The organism is Microbacterium sp. LEMMJ01 (assembly GCF_002114135.1).
In the GTDB taxonomy this organism is placed as follows: Bacteria; Actinomycetota; Actinomycetes; order Actinomycetales; family Microbacteriaceae; genus Microbacterium.
The window spans coordinates 158,450-178,262 of the sequence record NZ_NCTV01000030.1; the positions used below are offsets into that span (position 1 = coordinate 158,450).

General features: G+C 70.8%; 22 protein-coding genes and 1 tRNA gene. 14 read left to right on the forward strand and 9 right to left on the reverse strand.

Translation table 11 applies throughout. The annotated features are described in order from the left end of the window. Positions 1-176 precede the first annotated feature (176 nt). Positions 177-689, forward strand: a complete 513-nt coding sequence (locus tag B7W94_RS09550; RefSeq protein WP_085606174.1) for a methylated-DNA--[protein]-cysteine S-methyltransferase — start codon at positions 177-179, stop codon at positions 687-689. Between the two features lie 63 nt (positions 690-752). Here B7W94_RS09550 and B7W94_RS09555 read toward each other — a convergent pair whose 3' ends face one another. After that, positions 753-2,390 carry a solute symporter family protein gene (locus B7W94_RS09555; protein ID WP_085606176.1) on the reverse strand — a complete coding sequence of 546 codons (1,638 nt, stop codon included), beginning with the start codon at positions 2,388-2,390 and terminating at the stop codon, positions 753-755. Then, on the reverse strand, positions 2,387-2,734 hold the full coding sequence (locus B7W94_RS09560) for a DUF485 domain-containing protein (RefSeq protein ID WP_060921784.1): 348 nt from the start codon (positions 2,732-2,734) through the stop codon (positions 2,387-2,389). Before B7W94_RS09560 ends, B7W94_RS09555 begins: the two co-directional genes overlap by 4 nt. 109 nt (positions 2,735-2,843) lie before the next feature. Here B7W94_RS09560 and B7W94_RS09565 point away from each other — a divergent pair, with 109 nt between their 5' ends. Both B7W94_RS09565 and B7W94_RS09570 read left to right on the forward strand, forming a co-directional pair. Continuing rightward, positions 2,844-3,701, forward strand: a complete 858-nt coding sequence (locus B7W94_RS09565) for a LuxR C-terminal-related transcriptional regulator (protein WP_025105549.1) — start codon at positions 2,844-2,846, stop codon at positions 3,699-3,701. Positions 3,702-3,791: 90 nt separating this feature from the next. Continuing rightward, on the forward strand, positions 3,792-4,154 hold the full coding sequence (locus tag B7W94_RS09570) for a histone-like nucleoid-structuring protein Lsr2 (RefSeq protein ID WP_025105548.1): 363 nt from the start codon (positions 3,792-3,794) through the stop codon (positions 4,152-4,154). Between the two features lie 17 nt (positions 4,155-4,171). Here B7W94_RS09570 and B7W94_RS09575 read toward each other — a convergent pair whose 3' ends face one another. After that, positions 4,172-4,804: a MarR family winged helix-turn-helix transcriptional regulator gene (locus tag B7W94_RS09575; RefSeq protein WP_085606178.1), complete on the reverse strand. Its 633-nt coding sequence runs from the start codon at positions 4,802-4,804 to the stop codon at positions 4,172-4,174. A gap of 75 nt (positions 4,805-4,879) precedes the next feature. Between B7W94_RS09575 and idi the strand changes: the two genes are divergently transcribed. The 8 genes from idi to B7W94_RS09615 are packed head-to-tail and all read left to right on the forward strand — an operon-like array spanning position 4,880 to position 12,784. After that, positions 4,880-5,401 carry an isopentenyl-diphosphate Delta-isomerase gene (gene idi, locus B7W94_RS09580; RefSeq protein ID WP_025105546.1) on the forward strand — a complete coding sequence of 174 codons (522 nt, stop codon included), beginning with the start codon at positions 4,880-4,882 and terminating at the stop codon, positions 5,399-5,401. 3 nt (positions 5,402-5,404) lie between these two features. After that, a complete protein-coding gene (locus tag B7W94_RS09585) occupies positions 5,405-6,487 on the forward strand; it encodes a polyprenyl synthetase family protein (protein ID WP_025105545.1) in 1,083 nt (360 codons plus the stop codon). Further along, positions 6,484-7,392, forward strand: coding sequence for a phytoene/squalene synthase family protein (locus B7W94_RS09590; protein WP_085606180.1), 909 nt, complete (start codon positions 6,484-6,486; stop codon positions 7,390-7,392). The genes B7W94_RS09585 and B7W94_RS09590 overlap by 4 nt, the downstream gene beginning before the upstream one ends. Next, the gene (gene crtI, locus B7W94_RS09595) at positions 7,389-8,981 is read left to right on the forward strand and encodes a phytoene desaturase family protein (RefSeq protein WP_085606182.1); all 1,593 of its coding nucleotides are present in this window, start codon (positions 7,389-7,391) and stop codon (positions 8,979-8,981) included. The genes B7W94_RS09590 and crtI overlap by 4 nt, the downstream gene beginning before the upstream one ends. Beyond that, on the forward strand, positions 8,981-9,328 hold the full coding sequence (locus tag B7W94_RS09600; protein WP_085606184.1) for a lycopene cyclase domain-containing protein: 348 nt from the start codon (positions 8,981-8,983) through the stop codon (positions 9,326-9,328). Before crtI ends, B7W94_RS09600 begins: the two co-directional genes overlap by 1 nt. Continuing rightward, positions 9,325-9,663 carry a lycopene cyclase domain-containing protein gene (locus tag B7W94_RS09605; RefSeq protein ID WP_085606185.1) on the forward strand — a complete coding sequence of 113 codons (339 nt, stop codon included), beginning with the start codon at positions 9,325-9,327 and terminating at the stop codon, positions 9,661-9,663. Before B7W94_RS09600 ends, B7W94_RS09605 begins: the two co-directional genes overlap by 4 nt. Further along, a complete protein-coding gene (locus B7W94_RS09610; RefSeq protein WP_085606187.1) occupies positions 9,660-10,553 on the forward strand; it encodes a prenyltransferase in 894 nt (297 codons plus the stop codon). The genes B7W94_RS09605 and B7W94_RS09610 overlap by 4 nt, the downstream gene beginning before the upstream one ends. A gap of 44 nt (positions 10,554-10,597) precedes the next feature. Beyond that, positions 10,598-12,784: an MMPL family transporter gene (locus B7W94_RS09615; RefSeq protein ID WP_085606189.1), complete on the forward strand. Its 2,187-nt coding sequence runs from the start codon at positions 10,598-10,600 to the stop codon at positions 12,782-12,784. 18 nt (positions 12,785-12,802) lie between these two features. On the opposite strand, the gene B7W94_RS09620 is transcribed toward B7W94_RS09615, so the two are convergent. From B7W94_RS09620 to B7W94_RS09635, 4 genes are all read right to left on the reverse strand, one after another. Then, positions 12,803-12,876, reverse strand: a tRNA-Arg gene (locus B7W94_RS09620). Between the two features lie 48 nt (positions 12,877-12,924). Then, a complete protein-coding gene (locus B7W94_RS09625) occupies positions 12,925-13,422 on the reverse strand; it encodes an HNH endonuclease (RefSeq protein WP_025105538.1) in 498 nt (165 codons plus the stop codon). Positions 13,423-13,729: 307 nt separating this feature from the next. After that, entirely contained in the window at positions 13,730-14,449 is a 720-nt protein-coding gene (locus tag B7W94_RS09630) for a M23 family metallopeptidase (RefSeq protein ID WP_231729484.1), read from the reverse strand. Positions 14,450-14,793: 344 nt separating this feature from the next. Continuing rightward, complete coding sequence (locus B7W94_RS09635; protein WP_025105536.1) at positions 14,794-15,495, reverse strand: metal-dependent transcriptional regulator; 702 nt, start codon at positions 15,493-15,495, stop codon at positions 14,794-14,796. Between the two features lie 101 nt (positions 15,496-15,596). On the opposite strand from B7W94_RS09635, the gene serC reads away from it, so the two are divergent. Next, positions 15,597-16,709, forward strand: a complete 1,113-nt coding sequence (gene serC / locus B7W94_RS09640) for a phosphoserine transaminase (RefSeq protein ID WP_085606193.1) — start codon at positions 15,597-15,599, stop codon at positions 16,707-16,709. Between the two features lie 9 nt (positions 16,710-16,718). Here serC and B7W94_RS09645 read toward each other — a convergent pair whose 3' ends face one another. Both B7W94_RS09645 and B7W94_RS09650 read right to left on the reverse strand, forming a co-directional pair. Beyond that, positions 16,719-17,342 (reverse strand): DUF3027 domain-containing protein, encoded by a 624-nt coding sequence (locus B7W94_RS09645; protein WP_025105534.1) that lies wholly within the window; start codon positions 17,340-17,342, stop codon positions 16,719-16,721. Then, positions 17,326-17,706, reverse strand: a complete 381-nt coding sequence (locus B7W94_RS09650; protein ID WP_025105533.1) for a cold-shock protein — start codon at positions 17,704-17,706, stop codon at positions 17,326-17,328. The genes B7W94_RS09645 and B7W94_RS09650 overlap by 17 nt, the downstream gene beginning before the upstream one ends. A 116-nt stretch (positions 17,707-17,822) precedes the next feature. Here B7W94_RS09650 and B7W94_RS09655 point away from each other — a divergent pair, with 116 nt between their 5' ends. Beyond that, positions 17,823-18,098: a hypothetical protein gene (locus tag B7W94_RS09655; protein WP_025105532.1), complete on the forward strand. Its 276-nt coding sequence runs from the start codon at positions 17,823-17,825 to the stop codon at positions 18,096-18,098. A 10-nt stretch (positions 18,099-18,108) separates the two neighbouring features. Then, positions 18,109-19,812 carry a helicase-associated domain-containing protein gene (locus tag B7W94_RS09660; protein ID WP_085606195.1) on the forward strand — a complete coding sequence of 568 codons (1,704 nt, stop codon included), beginning with the start codon at positions 18,109-18,111 and terminating at the stop codon, positions 19,810-19,812. Position 19,813 lies beyond the last annotated feature (1 nt).

Sequence of the window (19,813 nt, forward strand, 5' to 3'; positions counted from 1 at the left end):
GGCGCGACACCGTCGGAGATCGGTATCCACGGCGGGTTTCCGGTGAAAAACAGCCCGGCACCGCGCTCCGCCGACTACTCCTCCCCTCGTGTCCGCACGCTGCCGTTCTCCACCGAACGCGGAACCGCTCCGTCTCGCGCCGTTCTGCGCCCGGATTCGGCGGCCAGGATGGGGACATGACTTTCCGCTATGACTTCGCTCCGACGCCCTTCGGCGACGCCCTCGCGGTCTTCTCCGACGAGGGCATCGTGCGCTTCGACCTCTCCGAGTCCGCAGACCCGCAGGTGCCGTGGCTGCTCGAAAGCGTCTCGCGGCAGCTCGGTGCCGTCCCGGAGCCCGACCCGGGCGCGGCCGACGAGCTCGTCCCGCTCCTGGACGCGTACTTCGACGGCGACCCCGTGCGCTTCGACGAGCATCTGCGTCTCGACTGGCGTCTCGTGGAGGGTTTCCACCGGGCGGCGCTGCACACCGTGTGCGACATCCCCTGGGGCCAGACCCTGAGCTACGGGGAGGTCGCGGTGCTGGCCGGCCACCCGGGGGCGGCGCGCGCCGTCGGGACGGCGTGCCGCCTCACGCCGTTCTCGATCATCGTGCCCGTGCACCGGGTCGTGCGATCCGACGGCTCCGCGGGGCACTACGGCGGCCATCCGGAGCGGAAGCGCTTCCTGCTGGACCTCGAGTCGCGATGAACCCCGCTCCTGGGGTGCGGGCCCGGCGAGTAGGCCGCCGGGCCCGCACCCGAGGAGGTCGCGTCAGTGGTCGACGGCCTTCTCCGCGCCGAAGCCGGTGAGCGAGCGCACCTCCATCTCGGCCGCCAGCTCGGGAGACTCGCGCCGCGTGCTGGTGACGGTCCCGAGCCAGCCGAGCGCGAACCCGAGCGGTATGGACACGATGCCCGGGTTGTTCAACGGCCAGACGGCGATGTCGATCCCGGGGATCATCGACGTCGGCGTGCCGGAGAACACGGGCGACAGGATGATGAGGATGATCGCCGAACCGAGCCCGCCGTACATGCTCCACACCGCGCCCCGCGTCGTGAACCGGCGCCAGAACAGCGAGTAGAGGATCGTCGGCAGGTTGGCCGACGCCGCCACCGCGAAGGCGAGCGCCACGAGGAAGGCGATGTTCTGCCCCTGCGCCCCGATGCCGCCGACGATCGCGAGGATGCCGATGACGATCACGGTACGACGCGCCACGCGGACCTCGCCGTTGGGATCGGGCTCGACCGGCTTCCCCGAGGCGTCCTTGCGCCCCTTCTGGATGACGTTCGCGTAGATGTCGTGGGCGAACGACGCCGCCGCCGTGATGGTGAGTCCGGCGACGACCGCGAGGATCGTGGCGAACGCCACCGCGGAGATGAACCCGAGGAGCACCGGACCGCCGAGCTTCAACGCCAGCAGCGGGGCGGCGGAGTTCACTCCCCCGGGTGCCGCGGCGATCACATCGGCGCCGACGAGCGCACCGGCTCCGTAACCGAGCACCAGCGTGAGCAGGTAGAACCCGCCGATCAGCCAGATCGCCCACACCACCGAACGCCGTGCCTCCTTGGCCGTCGGCACGGTGTAGAAGCGCATGAGCACGTGCGGCAGACCCGCGGTGCCGAGCACGAGGGCCATGCCCAGCGACAGGAAGTCCCACGGGTTGGCGCCGTACTGCAGACCGGGCGCCAGTACCGCCTCGCCCTTGTCGGAGTTGGCCACCGCGGCCTCCAGGAGGGTGTTCAGGCTGAAGCCGTTGATCGCGAGGACCCAGATCGTCATCGCCAGGGCACCGCCGATGAGGAGCACTGCCTTGACGATCTGCACCCAGGTGGTGCCCTTCATGCCGCCGATGAGCACGTAGACGATCATGAGGATGCCGACCACGGCGATGACGACCGACTGCCCGACGCGCCCGTCGATCCCGAGCAGCAGGGACACGAGACCGCCCGCCCCCGCCATCTGCGCGAGGAGGTAGAAGAAGCAGACCGCGAGCGTGGTGATCGCCGCCGCCATCCGCACCGGACGCTGCTTCAAGCGGAACGAGAGCACGTCCGCCATCGTGAACTTGCCGGTGTTGCGCATGAGCTCCGCCACGAGCAGCAGCGCGACCAGCCAGGCGACGAGGAATCCGATGGAGTAGAGGAATCCGTCGTACCCGTTGATCGCGATGGCGCCGCAGATGCCGAGGAACGACGCGGCGGAGAGGTAGTCGCCGGCGATCGCGAATCCGTTCTGGGGCCCGGTGAAGGAACGACCGGCCGCGTAGTAGTCGGCGGCCGTCTTGTTGTTCCGACTGGCGCGGATCACGATGAACAACGTCACCGCGACGAAGGCGAGGAAGATCGAGATGTTGAACACCGGGTTGATGTCGAGGGCGACATCCTCGGTAGCCGTGCGGATGATGGTCATGCGTCCGCCTGCGCCTTCTCGAGTTCTTCACGGATCTCGGACGCCAGGGGGTCGAGCTTCCTATTCGCGAATGCGACATACGCCATCGTGATGGCGAATGTCGTCACGAACTGACCGAGCCCGAAGAGCAGCCCGACGGTGATATCCCCCCAGACGCGTTGCGCCATGAAATCGCGGGCGAATGCCGCCAGCAGCACGTAGACGAAATACCACACGAGGAAGAACGCGGCGAGGGGGAAGATGAAGGACCGCTGCGTCCGTTTCAATCTCAAGAATCGAGGGGATTGCTCGACGGCGACATAATCGATCGCACCGTTCTGAGGGGTCGGAACCTGTTCGCTCATGGGGCCTCCTTGCCACATGTCCGCTGCACGCGCGGCTGTCGCCGCCCGAGTGGTAGGGTCGACGCTACGAAACGGGGAACGGTGCCGTCACCCCCGAAAGTAGGTATTCGTGAGCTCTCCGATCACCGTCGAATCCGAGGCGGAGCTCGTCGCCAACGCGGTGCGCGAGCTCGCGCGGCGCACGCGCTTCCCCGTCGCTTTCGGCGGGCTGATCGAAGAGGGCGTCGTGAGCGTCACGAGCATCGTCGGGGCCCGCACCCGCGCTCTCGACGGGCTCCGCGTGCGCCCCGAGCGCGGTCTCGGTGGCCGCGCCATGATGGAGCTGCGCCCGCGGATGACGAGCGACTACGGCTCCTCCCGCCAGATCACCCACGACTACGACGTCTTCGTGCTCGGCGAAGGCCTGCGGACACTGCTCGCCCTGCCGATCGTCGTCCAGGGCCGCCCCCGCGGCGTGCTCTATGCCGGCGCCTGGGCCGAGGAGAGGATCGGCGGCGTGACGACGGCACCGGCGATGCAGGTCGCCCAATCCGTCGCCGATGAGCTGCGCATCCGTGACGAGGTGCAGCGCCGTCTGCGGGCCGCGTCCCCGTCGCCCGCCGCCGTCGCGCCGGCCCAGCGCGAGGAGTTGCGGGAGAGCTTCGCGGAGCTGCGCAGCATCGCCGCCACCGTCGACGACGCCGGCATCCGCGCGCGGCTGGCGCAGGTCGAGCGCCGACTGCTGACCCTCGCCGGCGACGACCTCCCGACGACGACCGGCCCCGTTCCCGTCATCCACCTCTCCCCGCGCGAGACCGACGTGCTCGCGTGCGCCGCCCTCGGATCGACGAATGCGGAGATCGCCGCGCATCTCGGTCTGCGGGAAGGCACCGTCAAGGCCTATCTCGGCACCGCGATGTCGAAATTGGACGCGTCGACGCGGCATGCCGCCGTGACCAAAGCACGTCGCGCGGGTCTGCTTCCCTGAATCGGGCATTCTCCGCGACCGCGTCATACGGCGCCATGAAGGAGCGGCTTTTGTTGTGCGCATTCCCGCCGCCGCGATAAAGTCGCCGTCATGGCGAGACGAATTGTGCACCAGCTGGTCGACGATATCGACGGCACCGTCCTGGAGGTCGGAGAGGGCGAGACCGTGCATTTCTCGCTGAACGGCACCTCCTACGAGATCGATCTGAATTCCGCGCACGCCGAGGAATTGCGCCAGGCCCTCGAGCCGTACATCACGGCAGGGCGTCGGGCGGGATCCGGTGCGTCCACCGGCGGAGGGCGCTCCTCGTCCTCCTCCTCGTCGCGGAAGCGGCCCTCACGCAACCCCGAGGTCGCGGCGATCCGCGCCTGGGCGAAGGAGAACGGGTACACGCTCTCGGAGCGGGGACGAGTTCCGGCCCCCATCCTGGACGCGTACCGCGCCGCTCATTGATCCGGTCCCGCCCCACCTCACGGTCGGGCGGGATCTTCGTGTGCGCCCTGCGCGGCCCACGGCTCGTCACGCAGGGTGATCTCCTCCGTCATGTCCTGGAGGAACCGGATCACCACATCGCGCTCCGCCGCCGACAACCGCGCGGCCGCGTAGAAGCGCTTGGCCTGCTGCCGCCCGACCGTCTCCATCGCGGCGTGCCTGGTCTCCGGAGTGATCGTGATCGCGAGGGCCCGTCGGTCTGTGGGATGCGGCGAGCGCCGGATGTGCCCGCCCTTCTCGAGCCGGTCGAGCAGCTTCGTCGTCGCTGCGGTCGAGACCCCGAGGTGATGGGCGATCCCGCTGGGGGTCGCCACCAGCGACCGATTCGCGCACACGATCAGATAGTGCAGCGCCCGCATGTCGGTCTCGTTCAGCTGCATGTACCGGCGCGACGCCTGCGACAGCCGCTGCTCGGCGTCGCGCAATCCGCCGAGCACCTCCATGACGCGAGCGATCTGCCGCAGATCCTCCGGCGCGACGCCGGAGCGGTCGATGAGCGTGCTGCGCGGATCGCTGGCCTCGACGTCGTAGATCGCGCCATGGGTCAGGTCGTCCGGCCCCGCGGTCGCCGGCGCCTCGGCGACCGGGGTGGTGCGGGGCTCGGAGTGCATGCGATCATGTTACACACCAACAGCTTCATGCTAAGTTGATATTTCGCCAGGTTAGCTAAACGACGAGAGGGCGCCATGGACAACGTCACACTCCTCGCCGAAGACGGGACTGCCGTCGGCATCCTGCCCAAGAGCGAAGTCCACACGACCGACACGCCCCTCCACCTCGCCTTCTCCTGCTACGTGCAGGATCGGGAGGGACGCCTGCTCGTCACCCGTCGCGCCCTCGGCAAGCGCACGTGGCCCGGCGTCTGGACCAACAGCTTCTGCGGGCACCCGCAGCCCGGCGAGGACATGACCGACGCGGTGCGCCGGCGTGGCTCCGACGAACTGGGCATCCAGGTGACCGAGATCCGCCTCGCCCTCCCCGACTACCGCTACCGCGCCGTGGACGCGAGCGGCATCGTGGAGAACGAGATCTGCCCGGTGCACGTCGCCGTGATCGACGGGCAGCCCGCCGCGAATCCCGACGAGGTGGCGGAGTGGGAATGGGTCGACGTGGACGACCTGCTCGCCGCGGTCATCCGCACCCCCTTCGCCTTCAGCCCCTGGCTCGCGGAGCAGCTCCCGCTCCTCCGACGACACGGAGAGGTCTGAGCCATGGCCGTCACAGTGACAGAGGAAGACCTCGGCACCCGCATCGAGGCGGTGCTGCGACGACGCTTCGCCGAGCGCGCGGTCGCCGCCGAGCACTACGGGGCGGAGTTCGCCGCGCTGTGGCACACCGCGGCCGAGCACGCTCTCGGCGGGAAGCTCCTGCGTCCGCGGATGCTCATGGACCTCCTGTCCGCGCTCACCACGGCTCCCCTCACGGCGGAGGACACCGCCCGGGCGATCGACGTGGCCGCTCATGTCGAGCTCCTGCACTTCGCGTTCCTCCTGCACGACGACGTGATCGACGGCGACCTCACGCGCCGCCGCCGCCCCAACCTCATCGGCTCCCTCGTCTCCCGTCGCCCCGATGCCGGTGGCGAGGCGGCGCTGCATTGGGGCCGGTCGAGCGCCATCCTCCTCGGAGACCTCCTCCTGTCCAGTGCCGTGCTCGGGTTCGCCCGCGCCGACATCCCCGCCACGCGACGGGAGCGGCTCCTCGCCCTCCTCGAGACGACGGTGTTCGAGACCGTCGCCGGCGAGCACTCGGACGTCGCCCTCAGCGACGGCATCATCGCGGCCGACCTCCGCACCATCCTCGCCACGAGCGCGTCGAAGACGGCCGCCTATTCGTTCGTCCTCCCCCTCCGCGCGGCGGCCATCCTGTCGGGGGCGTCGACGGCAGCCGAGGAACAGCTGACCGAGATCGGCGGCCACCTCGGCCTCGCCTACCAGCTGCAGGACGACCTGCTGTGCGTGTTCGGGGATCCGGAGACGCACGGCAAGGACCCCTATTCCGACCTCCGCGAGGGCAAGGAGACCGCGATCATCGCCTACGCGCGGATGACCAGCCACTGGCCCAGCATCGAGCTGCGGTTCGGAGCCACCGACCTGAGCGTCGAGGACGCGGCGGAGATGCGCGACCGCCTCCGCGAATGCGGCGCGGAGGGCTTCGTCCGCGGTCTCGTGGAGGAGCAGCTCGCCGCCGTCTCGACGGTGCTCGCGGAAGCGGAGGAGGCGGGCACGCTCTCCGCCGATGCAGGACGCGTGGTCCTCGCGCTCGCCGACCGGATCGAGGGCCGCAGCCGATGACCGCGACCCCCGCCGAGCATCGCGACGACGCGGCGCTGCGCCGCTTCAGCCGCACCGCCGAGATCGCGACCTCCGACGTGATCCGCACCTATTCGACATCGTTCGGCCTGGCCACCCGCCTCCTCGGGCGACGTCATCGTCAGCACGTCCGGAACATCTACGCCATGGTGCGCATCGCGGACGAGATCGTCGACGGCGTCGCCGCCGAGGCCGGGCTCGACGCGGGCGCCCAGGCGGCCGCCCTGGACTCGTACATCGCGGAGACCCATCGGTCGATGCGGACCGGCTACAGCAGCGACCTCATCCTGCACGCGTTCGCGCGGACGGCGCGCGAGTGCGGGATCGGCGAGGACCTCACCCGGCCGTTCTTCGACTCGATGCGCGCCGACATCGCCGGTGACTCCGGCTTCACGGCCTACGACGCCGACGCGCACGCCGCGTACGTCTACGGGTCGGCGGAGGTCGTGGGACTCATGTGCCTGCGGGTCTTCCTCCGCGACGCCACGCGGACGCCGGCCGAGCTCGAGATCCTCGAGCGCGGGGCTCGGCGGCTGGGAGCCGCGTTCCAGAACGTGAACTTCCTCCGCGATCTGGCCGACGACACCGACCGCCTGCAGCGCGGCTACCTCGGCGGCTCAGCTCGTCTCACCGATGCCGACCGCGACTCCTGGGTCGACACCGTCCACCGTCAGCTCGCCGACGCGAGAGCTGCGATCCCGCTGCTCCCGAAGGACGCCCGTGCCGCGGTGCGCAGCGCCCTCGCACTCTTCGCGGCCCTGACCCGGAAGGTCGCGCGGACGCCGGCCGCGGAGCTGTACCGCCGGCGGGTCCGCGTGCCGGATCCGATCAAGGCGCTGCTCGCCGCGCGGGCCGTCGTGGTGACGAGCATGGAGCGGGACCGATGAGCCGCATCGTCATCATCGGCGCGGGCGTGGCCGGCCTGGCCACGGCCGGGCTGCTCGCACGCGACGGCCATGACGTCGTGGTGCTGGAGAAGAACGACCGCGTCGGCGGACGGGCCGGCACCATCGAGCGCGACGGCTTCCGATTCGACTCCGGCCCCTCGTGGTACCTGATGCCCGAGGTGTTCGACCACTACTTCGCGATGATGGGCACGAGCACCGAGGAGCAGCTCGACCTGACCCTGCTCGACCCGGGGTACCGCGTCTTCCGCTCCCCCGAGTCCGGCGACGCCCCGGTGACGGTGCCCGCCGGACGGGACGCCGTCTCGGCGCTGTTCGAGTCGATGGAACCCGGCTCCGCCGCCGCGCTCGACACCTACCTCACCTCCGCCCACGACGCCGGCGCCATGGCAAGGAGCTACTTCCTCTACAACCCGTTCACCCGGACCAGGACGCTGGCCGCGCCCGAGGTGGTGCGCGCGCTCCCTCGGCTCTTCTCGCTGCTCGGCACGCGCCTCCAGGCCTTCGCCGCCCGCCGCTTCCGGAACCCGGTGCTGCGCCAGATCCTGGGCTACCCCGCGGTCTTCCTCGGCACCGATCCCCGGACGGCCCCGGCGATGTACCACCTGATGAGCGCGCTCGACCTCGACCAGGGCGTGCTGTATCCGCAGGGCGGCTTCTGGCGCGTCGTCGAACGGTTGGCGGCGCTGGCCCAGGATGCCGGCGCCCGGATCGTCATCGGCGCGGAGGTCACCGGGATCCGCACCCAGGATGCCGACGGCGCGACCCATGCGACCGGGGTCGGCTGGACGGACCGCGACGGCCACCAGCACGTGGAGGACGCGGACATCGTGGTCTCCGGCGCCGATCTGCACCACACGGAGACGGCGCTGCTGCCCCCGACGCTGCAGTCCTATCCGGAGTCCTGGTGGGCGCGGCGCACGAGCGGGCCCGGCGGCGTGCTCGTGATGCTCGGCGTCCGCGGCGCCCTGCCCGAGCTCCCCCATCACTCGCTCTTCTTCACCGACGACTGGGATGCGAACTTCGACGCGATCTTCGGTCGCACCCCTGCCGTCCCCAGCCCGGCGTCCACCTACGTCTGCCGTCCCAGCGCCACCGACGCCGGGGTCGCGCCGGACGGGTACGAGAACCTCTTCGTACTGGTGCCGGTGCCGGCCGACGTCGATCTCGGGCACGGGGGAAGCGACGGCGCCGGCTCCGCGGCTGTCGAGAAGGCTGCGGACGCCGCGATCGACATGATCGAGACGTGGGCGGGGATCCCCGACCTGCGGGAGCGGATCGTCGTCCGGGAGACCGTGGGGCCGGCCGACTTCCGCGACGACTACCACTCCTGGCGGGGCGGGATGCTCGGGCCCGCGCACATCCTGTCGCAGAGCGCGATGTTCCGCGCGCAGAACGCGTCCCGGCGCGTGCGGGGGCTGTACTACGCCGGAGCGACCACCGCCCCCGGTGTGGGCGTGCCGATGTGCCTTATCAGCGCCGAGATCGTGCTCAAGCGCATCCGGGGCGACCACTCCCCCGGTCCGCTGCCGGAGCCGGCCCCACGCCCGACGAGCGCGGAGCGGGCATGATGGGCGCGATCTACCTGGCCGCCCTGCTCGTCTCCCTCGGCTGCATGCTGCTGCTGGACTGGCGGTTCCGCCTGTTCTTCTGGCGCGATGCCGTGGCGGCGACTGTCGTCACCGCCGTCGGCCTCGCCTTCTTCCTCGTCTGGGATGTGGCCGGTATCGCGGCGGGGATCTTCTTCCGCGGTGAGGCGGCGATCGCCACGGGCATCGTCCTGGCTCCCGAACTCCCTCTCGAAGAGCCGATCTTCCTCGTCTTCCTCGTCGTGTGCACGATGGTGCTCTACGGCGGCGCCGTGCGCGTCCTGGAGCGCCGCCGCGGCACTTCCGAGGCGGAAGGAGCGGCGCGATGACCTACCTGCAGCTGTCCGCGGTGTTCCTCGCCGTCGCCGTCCTCGCCGCGGTCGCCCTCGGCGTCGCCGCGCGCCGTACTCCGCACCTCGGCGCCCTCGCGCTGACCACCCTCGCCCTCCTCGTGCTGACCGCCGTGTTCGACACCGTCATGATCGCCACCGGGCTCTTCCACTACGCGCCCGGCCCGCTCGCCGGCCTGCACATCGGGCTCGCCCCGATCGAGGACTTCGCCTACCCGCTGGCCGGGGTGCTGCTGCTCCCCGCGCTGTGGACCGCCCTCCGCGGGCGCCGCTCCCGGACACGCGCCGCCGCCCGGACGGAGGAGCAGGCATGACCGATCAGACGTCCCGCACCGGGGGCCTCGGCCGCGACGTCGCCCAGATCGTCCTCTCCTCCCGACCGATCAGCTGGATCAACACCGCCTTCCCCTTCGCCGCCGCCTACCTGTTGAGCACCAGGGAGATCGACGCGACGTTCGTGATCGGGACGCTGTACTTCCTCATCCCGTACAACCTCGCCATGTACGGCATCAACGACGTCTTCGACTACGCCTCCGACCTGGCCAACCCCCGCAAGGGCGGGATCGAGGGCGCGCTGCTGTCCCCGCGGATCCACCGTGCGACGCTGTGGGCGGCGGCGGTCACGAACGTGCCCTTCCTCGTCTACCTGTTCGCGGTCGGCACTCCGGCATCCTGGCTGTGGCTCGCCGTCAGCGTCTTCGCCGTCCTCGCCTACTCGGCACCGGTGCTGCGCTTCAAGGAGCGGCCCTTCCTGGATTCCGTGACCTCGAGCACCCACTTCGTCAGTCCCGCCCTCGTCGGCCTCTCCCTCGCCGGAGCCCCCGTCACGACGACCACCGTCCTCGTCCTCGTCGCCTTCTTCCTCTGGGGCATGGCGGCTCATGCCTTCGGCGCCGTGCAGGACATCGGACCCGACCGCGAGGGCGGCATCTCGTCCATCGCGACCGTGATCGGCGCCAGGGCCACCGTCCGGCTCTCCCTCGTGCTCTGGACGATCGCCGGCGCCGCGATGCTGCTGACCCCCTGGCCCGGACCGCTCGCCGCCGTGCTGGCGCTTCCCTACATCGTCAACGCCGCGCCGTGGTGGAACGTCACCGACGAGACCTCGGCCGGCACGAACCGCGCCTGGCGCCGGTTCATCGCGCTGAACTACATCGCCGGCTTCCTCGCCACGATGATCCTCATCCTCGCCTGGGTCTCCTGACCCCCGCGTCGCCTCCCCCGCCACCGCTCCCGAAAGGACCCCCGATGTCCCGCCCCGCCCCCGCACCGACGCCGCCGACCCGCGCGCGCACCCGACGCCACTCCTGGCTGCGGGTGTTCCTGCCCGTCGCCCTCATCCTGGTGTGGCTGGCGGGCGCGTCCTTCGGCGGTCCGCTGTTCGGGAAGGTCGACGAGGTGTCGTCGAACGACCAGACCACCTACCTCCCGGAGTCCGCGGACGCCACGACCGTGCAGCAACTCCTCGGCGAGTTCACCGACAGCGACGCCATCCCGGCGATCGCGGTGTTCACCTCGGAGGAGGAGCTGACGCCGTCCGAGCTCGAGGCGATCTCCGACGCGGTGGCCGACGCACCCGACGTGGAGGGCGTCGCGGACGACGTCTCCCCGGCGCTTCCGTCCGAGGACGGCCGAGCCGTGCAGGCCTTCATCCCGATCGACGGCGACGCCGAGCTCAGCGATGCCACCACCGCTCTCGGAGACGAGCTGCGCGCCGCGGTGCCGGACGGCATCACGGTCTACATCACCGGTCCTGCGGGCTTCACGGCCGACCTCGCCGCCGGCTTCGCCGGCATCGACGGCCTCCTCCTCGGCGTCGCCCTGCTCGCCGTGCTCGTGATCCTCGTCCTCGTCTACCGCTCGTTCCTGCTGCCGCTCGTCGTGCTCTCCACGAGCCTGTTCGCCCTGTGCGTCGCGCTCCTCGTCGTGTGGTGGCTGGCGAAGTGGGAGATCCTGCTGCTCAGCGGGCAGACCCAGGGCATCCTCTTCATCCTCGTGATCGGCGCCGCCACCGACTACGCGCTGCTGTTCGTCGCGCGGTTCCGGGAGGAGCTGCGGGTCGCGCAGGACAAGGGCGTCGCGCTCCTCGCCGCGTGGAAGGGGTCGGTCGAGCCGATCGTCGCGTCCGGGGGCACCGTGATCGCGGGGCTCCTGTGCCTGCTGCTCAGCGACCTGAAGTCGAACAGCACCCTCGGCCCGGTCGCGGCGATCGGCATCGTGTTCGCGATGCTGTCCGCGCTCACGCTCCTGCCCTCGCTGCTGCTGCTGTTCGGGCGCGCGGTCTTCTGGCCGCGGCGTCCCCGCTTCGAGCCCGAGGTCGTGGCCGAGGAGCACGGCATGCGCACCACCGGGCTGTGGGCGCGACTGTCCGGCCTCATCAAGAAGCGTCCCCGCGTGATCTGGATCGCGACCACGCTCGTCCTCCTCGCCGGCGCGGCAGGGGTCACCCAGCTGGACGCTCAGGGGGTGCCGCAGTCCGACCTCGTCCTCGGGGCTTCGGAGGCGCGCGACGGCCAGGTCGCGCTCGGCGAGCACTTCCCCGGCGGCTCGGGGAGCCCGGTCTCCGTGATCGTGGACGAGGACCGGCTGCAGGATGCCGCCGACGTGCTCCTCGCGAGCGACGGGATCGACGGGGTGACCGTCACCGCAGCCGATTCCCCGAGCGGGTCCGCTCCGGTGACGGCGGACGGGATCACGGCCGTCGGCCCTCCGGGGACCCCCGCTCCGGAGCCCACGACGGTCGACGGTCAGGTGCTCCTGCAGGGGACGCTGACGGACGCCGCCGACTCCGCCGCCGCGGCCTCCACCGTGCGCGAGCTGCGCGGAGAGCTCGACGACCTCGGAGCCGTGGTGGGCGGGGTGACGGCCACCTCGATCGACACGAACGACGCGTCCATCCACGACCGCAACCTCATCATCCCGGTGATCCTCGTCGTGATCATGATCATCCTCATGCTGCTGCTGCGCTCGATCCTCGCGCCGGTGCTGCTGATCCTGACGACGGTGCTGTCCTTCGGCACCGCCATGGGCGTCTCGGCGCTCGTGTTCAACGGCGTCTTCGACTTCCCCGGCGCCGATCCCGCCGTCCCGCTCTACGGCTTCGTGTTTCTCGTCGCCCTGGGCATCGACTACAACATCTTCCTCATGACGCGGGTGCGGGAGGAGTCGAAGCAGCACGGGACGAGGGAGGGCATCCTCCGCGGGCTCTCCATCACCGGCGGCGTCATCACCTCCGCCGGCCTGGTGCTGGCGGCGACCTTCGCGGCGCTGTCGGTGATCCCGATCCTCTTCCTCGTGCAGCTCGCGTTCATCGTCGCGTTCGGAGTACTGCTTGACACTTTCGTGGTGCGCTCGCTGCTCGTGCCGGCCCTGGCCTACGACATCGGCAAGGCCATCTGGTGGCCGTCGAAGCTGTGGCGGCGCGGCCGGCCCTGACGCGTGCGGAAGCGGGAGTGCCCTCGACAGGATTCGAACCTGCGACCTGCCCTTTAGGAGAGGGCTGCTCTATCCTGCTGAGCTACGAGGGCGCGCAGCCCAGTCTACGGGACCAGGGCTGCGCGCCCTCGCGCCGTCCGTCAGGCGGCGAGGGCGAGGTAGGGCTCCCAGCGAGGATCGCTGCGCTCCACCCCGCGCACCGTCCATGCGGTGCCGTGCGGGGGGCGCGGCGTGAACCGCAGCTGCCACCGCATCTCCTGCGGGGTGCGGTTGCTCTTGAGGTTGTTGCAGCGCAGGCAGCACGCGACGAGGTTCTCCCAGGAGTCCGCGCCGCCGCGCGAACGCGGCAGGACGTGGTCGATCGTCGCGGCCGCCTTGCCGCAGTATCCGCAGCGATGACCATCGCGTCGCAGCACGCCGCGGCGGGTCACTGGGACGCGCCGGCTCGTGGGGACGCGCACGTAACGGGAGAGGATGATCACCGCCGGGCGGTCGTAGACGCCGTGGGTGCCCCAGACGGGGTCGTCCTCGACGCGTTCGATGACCGTCGCCTTGTCGTTCATGACCAGGACGAGGGCTCTCTTGAAGGACACGATCGCCAGCGGCTCGTATCCGGCATTCAGGACCAGTGTGCGCATTCGTCATCCTCTCGATCCGCCGGGACGGCTTCCCGGCACTCTCGACTCACACGACGTCGTGCAGGAGGAAGAGTGTTCGCAGGGACGAGAAAAGGCGCCGTCTAGAGACGGCGCCTTTCGCGCGCGGCAGGACCGCGGCATTCCTGCGGGCAATGCCGAAGGACGTGACGACCGAGAGCGTCCATGGTTCGGATGCTCGGTGTACGCTCCATCAGCCTCTCCCGCCTGTATGACGACGGGTTCAGGCTAACCCATCCCGCAGGGACCGCGGCGAAACGGGAGGTGAATGACCGAGAACGTGTCCCGCTCAGCCGGCGTTGACGGAGAGCCAGGACATCGGCTCGACGAGGCCGCCGTTGATCCAGACCTCGAAGTGGAGGTGGTTCGCGGTCGAGCGTCCGGTGCTGCCCACATAGCCGATCAGCTGACCGGCCGCGACCGTCTGGCCGGCCTGCACCTGGCGCGACCCGTACAGCATGTGCCCGTACGTGGTCTGCACGCGCTGACCACCCACGACGCTGTCGAGCATGACCGCGACGCCGTAGCCGCCGATGCTCTCGGCGGAGGCGCGCACGACGCCCGAGGCGGCGGCGTAGATCGGGGTGCCGGCCGGAGCGAGCATGTCGGCTCCGTTGTGACCACCGCCCACGGTGCGGCTGACATTCCAGGAGCCGAGGGGCAGCGGATAGCGGACCTCGCCCGAGCCCGGAGCCACGAGCGCGTACCCCGCGGTGTTGAACGTGCCGGAGGAGGGCGTGGAGGCGGACGCGGCGGCGGCCGCGGCGCGGGCGGCGGCGGCAGCGGCCTCTTCGGCCTTCTTCTTCTCGATCTCCTCGGGGGTGGTGGCGCTGAAGGCACCGCGCACGAGCGGGGCGGCCGTGGCCTCCGAGGCGACGACCAGCGACTGCGCGTCGACGGCGGCGAGCTGCTGGACGGTCTGCGCGGTGGCATCCGTCGGCTTCGACGCCGCGTAGGCGGGGAGCGCGACGGCGGCGACGAGGGCGCCGACGGCACCGAAGATCGCCACCGACCGGAGAGGGGCTGCGATCTTCCGAACGCCGACCCGGGCGCCGGAGCGTCGGGCGGGTACTGGGTCTTCAGATGTCTTCGCGGTCGGTTCGATGTCTGCGGCCAAAACGTGGTCCTCCTGAGCCCTCGCACCTCGGGTGGCGCTGGCTCGTCGACACTCTCTGCCCCAGGGCAGGGATGCACTGCTCGGGTTCGAGCGCATCCCTCTCGGGAAGACGACGAGCCGGAAGGCGGATCTTCGCGGTTCGCCCCCAGCGGGCTTCTTCGCTGAGGACCTGACCGAGGTTACCGGAAGATAACGATCATGTCACCCTGGGAAACTGACAATCCTCGGTGAGCCGATCAGGCGGGCTCGCCGACGAGGAAGATGTGCGAGGCGAGCTCGACCGGGAGCTCCAGACCCTCCTCCTTGCCGTCCATCTGGATGAGCACATAGCCCTCGTTGAAGCGGAAGTCTCCGCGCGCGCCAGGGACGACGCCCGCGTCACGCAGCTGCTCCAGGAGCTCGGGGTCGACCTGGGCCGGCTCGGCGAGACGGCGAACCGTCCCCTCGACCGGCTCGCCCGCGGCGTTCAGCCGCTGCACGAGGCCGATGACGCCCTCGTCGAAAGTGCGGGCGGGAAGGTCGCCGAGCTGGTCGAGTCCCGGGATCGGGTTGCCGTACGGCGACTCGGTGGGGTGACCGAGGAGCTCGACGAGACGGCGCTCGACTTGCTCGCTCATCACGTGCTCCCAGCGACAGGCCTCCTCGTGGACGAACGCCCAGTCCAGCCCGATCACGTCGGACAGCAGGCGCTCGGCGAGGCGGTGCTTGCGCATGACGTCGACGGCCTTGCGGCGTCCGGCGTCGGTGAGCTCGAGCGTGCGGTCTTCGGACACCACGACGAGGCCGTCGCGCTCCATTCGTCCGACGGTCTGCGAGACGGTGGGACCGGAGTGGCCGAGGCGCTCCGAGATGCGCGCCCGCAGCGGCACGATGTTCTCCTCCTCGAGCTCGAGGATGGTGCGGAGATACATCTCCGTGGTGTCGATCAGATCCGTCATGTGGCCCTCCGAAAGTTCTTAGGCAAGCCTACATTCCTCCGGCGACATCGGACGGGGCGCAGGCGGGAGGAACGGCGGCGCGATCCCCCTAGAATCTAGCCATGGCGATCGAGATTCCCCGTGACCTCCTGCCCACTGACGGCCGCTTCGGCTGCGGCCCCTCGAAGGTGCGCGGTGCGCAGCTCGAGTCGCTCGTCACGACGGGTGCCTCGATCCTGGGGACCTCGCATCGTCAGGCGCCCGTGAAGAACCTCGTCGGCAGCGTCCGCGAGCAGCTCGCCGCGCTCTTCCGTCTGCCGGAGGGCTACGAGATCATCCTGGGCAACGGCGGGTCGACCGCGTTCTGGGACGCCGCCGCCTTCGGCCTCATCGAGCGCCGCAGCCAGAACCTCGTGTTCGGCGAGTTCGGAGGCAAGTTCGCCAAGGCCGCCGCCGCTCCCTGGCTGGAGGCTCCCGACGTCCGCTCCGCCGAGCCCGGGTCGCGCAGCGCCGCCGAGCTCGTCGAGGGTGTGGACGTGTACGCCTGGCCGCACAACGAGACCTCCACCGGCGTGGCCGCGCCGATCGAGCGCGTCCACGCTGAAGGGGCGCTCACGGTGATCGACGCGACGAGCGCCGCGGGCGGCATCGACCTCGACATGGCGCAGGCCGACGTCTACTACTTCGCCCCGCAGAAGAACCTCGGCTCCGACGGCGGTCTCTGGTTCGCCGCGGTCTCCCCCGCCGCGATCGACCGCATCGAGCGGATCGCCGCCTCCGGGCGGTACATCCCGGAGTTCCTGAGCCTGAAGCAGGCGGTGGACAACTCCCGGCTCAACCAGACGCTCAACACCCCCGCCCTCACGACGCTGCTGCTCCTGGACGACCAGCTGCGCTGGATCCTCGACAACGGCGGGCTCGGCTGGGCTGCGGCACGTACGGCCGAGTCCTCCTCGGTGCTGTACGACTGGGCCGAGGCCTCGGCCGTGGCGACGCCCTTCGTCAGCGATCCGGCGCAGCGCTCGCCCGTCGTCGCGACCATCGACTTCGACGACAGCGTCGACGCCGCGGCGATCGCGAAGGCGCTGCGCGCGAACGGCATCGTCGACACCGAGCCGTACCGCAAGCTCGGCCGCAACCAGCTGCGGGTGGCGACCTTCGTCTCGATCGAGCCGGACGACGTGCGTCAGCTCATCCGTGCCATCGACTTCGTGCAGGAGAACCTCGGCGGCTGATCGCCCGGCTCACTCCTCTTCGTCGCCGGCGTCCGCATCGCGGGCGTCGGCGTCGTCGTCCTCAGAGCCGTCTGCCTCGTCGTCCTCGGCTTCGTCGTCCTCGGGCTCGTCGTCCTCGTCGGACGCGTCGTCCTCGGAGTCGTCGAGCTCATCGATGTCCACCCCGTCGAGGTCGCCGGCGTGGAGGATGTCGGAGCCGTCCTCGTCGAGCTCGTCATCGTCGATGCCGTCGTCGTCGAGCTCGCCGTCGGCGTTCTCGTCGTCCGTGTCGGCCTCGTCGTCTCCGCCGCCGGCCGCCGCCTCGGCCAGCTCGGCCTGGTGCGCGCGGTACTCGGCCAGGCGCTCCGCCCACGGCACCCATTCCGGAGCGAGCAGCGCGCCGTCGCCGGGGAGCAGCTCGACCTCGAGGACGGTGGGCTCCTCGTCGTCCACGCGGGCGACCGTCACGGTCCAGTACCAGCCGGGGTAGCCGGGGAGCCGGTTCTCGAAGCGGAGGGAGACGGATCCGTCGTCCTCCGGGATGAACCCGGCAGCCGGGCCGATCGTGGCGGCAGGTGTGATCTCGCGCAGAGCGGAGAGCGCGAGGTCGTGCGCCTCGACGAGACGCGCGTCGGCGTCAGGCTTCGAGGTCATCGGCGACCTTGCGCAGGACGGCCGCGATCTTGCGACCGTGGCTGGAGGAGGGGTAGCGGCCGCGGCGCAGATCGCCGCCGATGCCGTCGAGGAGCTTCACGAGATCCTCGATGATGATGGCCATGTCGTCGGCGGGCTTGCGCTTGGCCTTCGCCAGGCTGGGCGGCGCTTCGAGCACGCGCACCGACAGCGCCTGGAGGCCGCGCTTGCCGTCGGCCACGCCGAACTCCACGCGCGCACCCGCCTTCACCGCGGTGCCGGCGGGCATCGCGGAGGCGTGCAGGAAGACGTCCTGGCCGTCATCGCTGGCGATGAAGCCGAAACCCTTGTCTTCGTCGTAGAACCTGACCTTGCCGGTGGGCATGGGAGAACCTCGCTGGGATCGAAATGCAGAACGGGACGCGCTCGTGCGCGTGCCCCCAGCCTACCGGTCACGGGCGGATCGGAGCGGCTTCCCGGCGTGCGAGTAGGCTGGGGCGGATGAGTACGCAGAGCCGTGGACCGGAGGTCCCCATCCGTCGGATCGACCGCATCCTGGCGTTCACCGCGCTCGGCATCGCCGCGGCGGCGGTGATCTGCTTCTTCGTCATCATCATCGGCACGGCGCTGGGCATGGACCGGGCGGCCTTCGGCGAAGGACTGTGGCCCGTGATAGCCGCGATCCCCTACTGGGGTCTGCCGCTCGCATTCGTCATGATCATCGTGCTGCTGGTGATGAGCTTCGTGCGGAAGGGCCGCGCAGAGTCGCGTCGGTGAGGCCGCACCGATGAGCACGCACGCACGCCCGCTGGCCGATCACCTGGCTGCGGCGAGCGATGACGAGCTGACGGCGCTGCTGAGCGCACGGAGCGTCCGTCCGGATGCCGGATGGCAGGACTTCTTCGACGCCGCGGAGGCGCTGCTGGAGCCGTCCTCGATCGCCCGCGTGCTGCCCGCTCTGACCGCCGCCGAGGCCACGGCGCTTCTCGATGCCGCCTCCGGGAGCGTCGTCGGCGCCGAGCGGGAGCGCCTGATCGCCCTCGCCCTCCTCCGCCCCGACGGCACCCCGCACCCGCCGGTGGCGGAAGCGGTCGCCGGGAAGACCCGCCCCGCGGTGCCGGACGAGACGGCGGCGCCGGCCTCCACGGAGTCCGTGGCCGCACACGCCGCCGAACGCGCCTTCACCACCGTCGGCGCGGTGGCCGACATCCTCCTCCTCGCCAGGGATCAGCCCTTCGCGCTGCTCATGGGCGGCGCCGTGAGCGCGGGGCAGAAACGCCAGCTCGCCGACGCCGGCCTCCCCGTCGAGAGCGTCGATCCTCTGGTGACCCTCGCCGTCCGCGCCGGGCTCGCGACGCCGAGCGATCGACTGCTGCGCACGACGGCCGCCGCGGAGGAGTGGTTGCGCTCCCCCGCGATCGCACGCTGGAGCGTGCTGGCCACGGCCTTCCGCGACGCGCTGCCCCGCGGTGTGCGCACGGAGCCGGGAGGGTGGCTCCCGCTCACGCAGTGGCACCGCGCCCACCCCTGGGACCCGGCCTGGCCGGAAGACGCGGCGCGGCAGCTCGAAGGCGCCCGGCTCCTCGGTCTCGTCGCGGAGGACGGCTCCGAACCCGCCTGGTCCGAGGCCCTGCGGCGCGGCGCGGCGGCTGACCCCTCCGCCCTCGCCGCGCTCCTGCCCGCAGAGGTGGACCGGATCTTCCTCCAGAACGACCTCACCGCGATCGCCCCCGGTCCTCTGCAGCCCGCGCTGGACGTGCGCCTGCGCACCATGGCCCGCCGGGAGTCGGCTTCCCAGGCCTCGTCGTACCGGTTCACCGCGGAGTCGGTGGCGCACGCCTTCGCCGCGGGAGAGGACGAGGCCTCGATCCTGGAGTTCCTCGGCGGCCTCTCGCTCACGGGCATCCCCCAGCCCCTCGGCTACCTCGTCGCGCAGACCGGCCAGCGCCACGGACTCGTGCGGGTCTCCGTGGACGACGAGACGGGGCGCACCCGGGTGGAGAGCACGGACGCGCACCTCCTCGAGGCCATGGCGGTCGACCAGTCGCTCCGCCCTCTCGGACTCACCGCGCACGTCGGCTCGCTGACCACCAAGGTCGGGCAGGACACGGTGTACTGGGCGCTGACGGATGCCCGGTATCCGGCGACCCTCGTCGATCGCGACGGGACCGTCGCGGTGCGCACGCGCCATCCGGCCGCCGTTCCCGACCACGCTCCCGCCCCCGACTACGGACCGCTGATCGCCCGGCTGCGCGAGCACCAGGGCCCCGACGCGGACGCCGCGTGGCTGGACAGGGAGCTGGAGGCGGCGGTGCGCGCGAAGGCCGTGCTGCGGGTGACGGTCGGCATGCCGGACGGATCCACCAGGGATCTCCTCCTCGAAGCCACCGGGATCGGCGGTGGTCGGCTGCGCGGCAGGGACAGGGCGGCCGATGTCGAGCGCACCCTGCCGGTGTCGAGCATCCGCGCCGCGACCGTCGTCCCGACCTAGG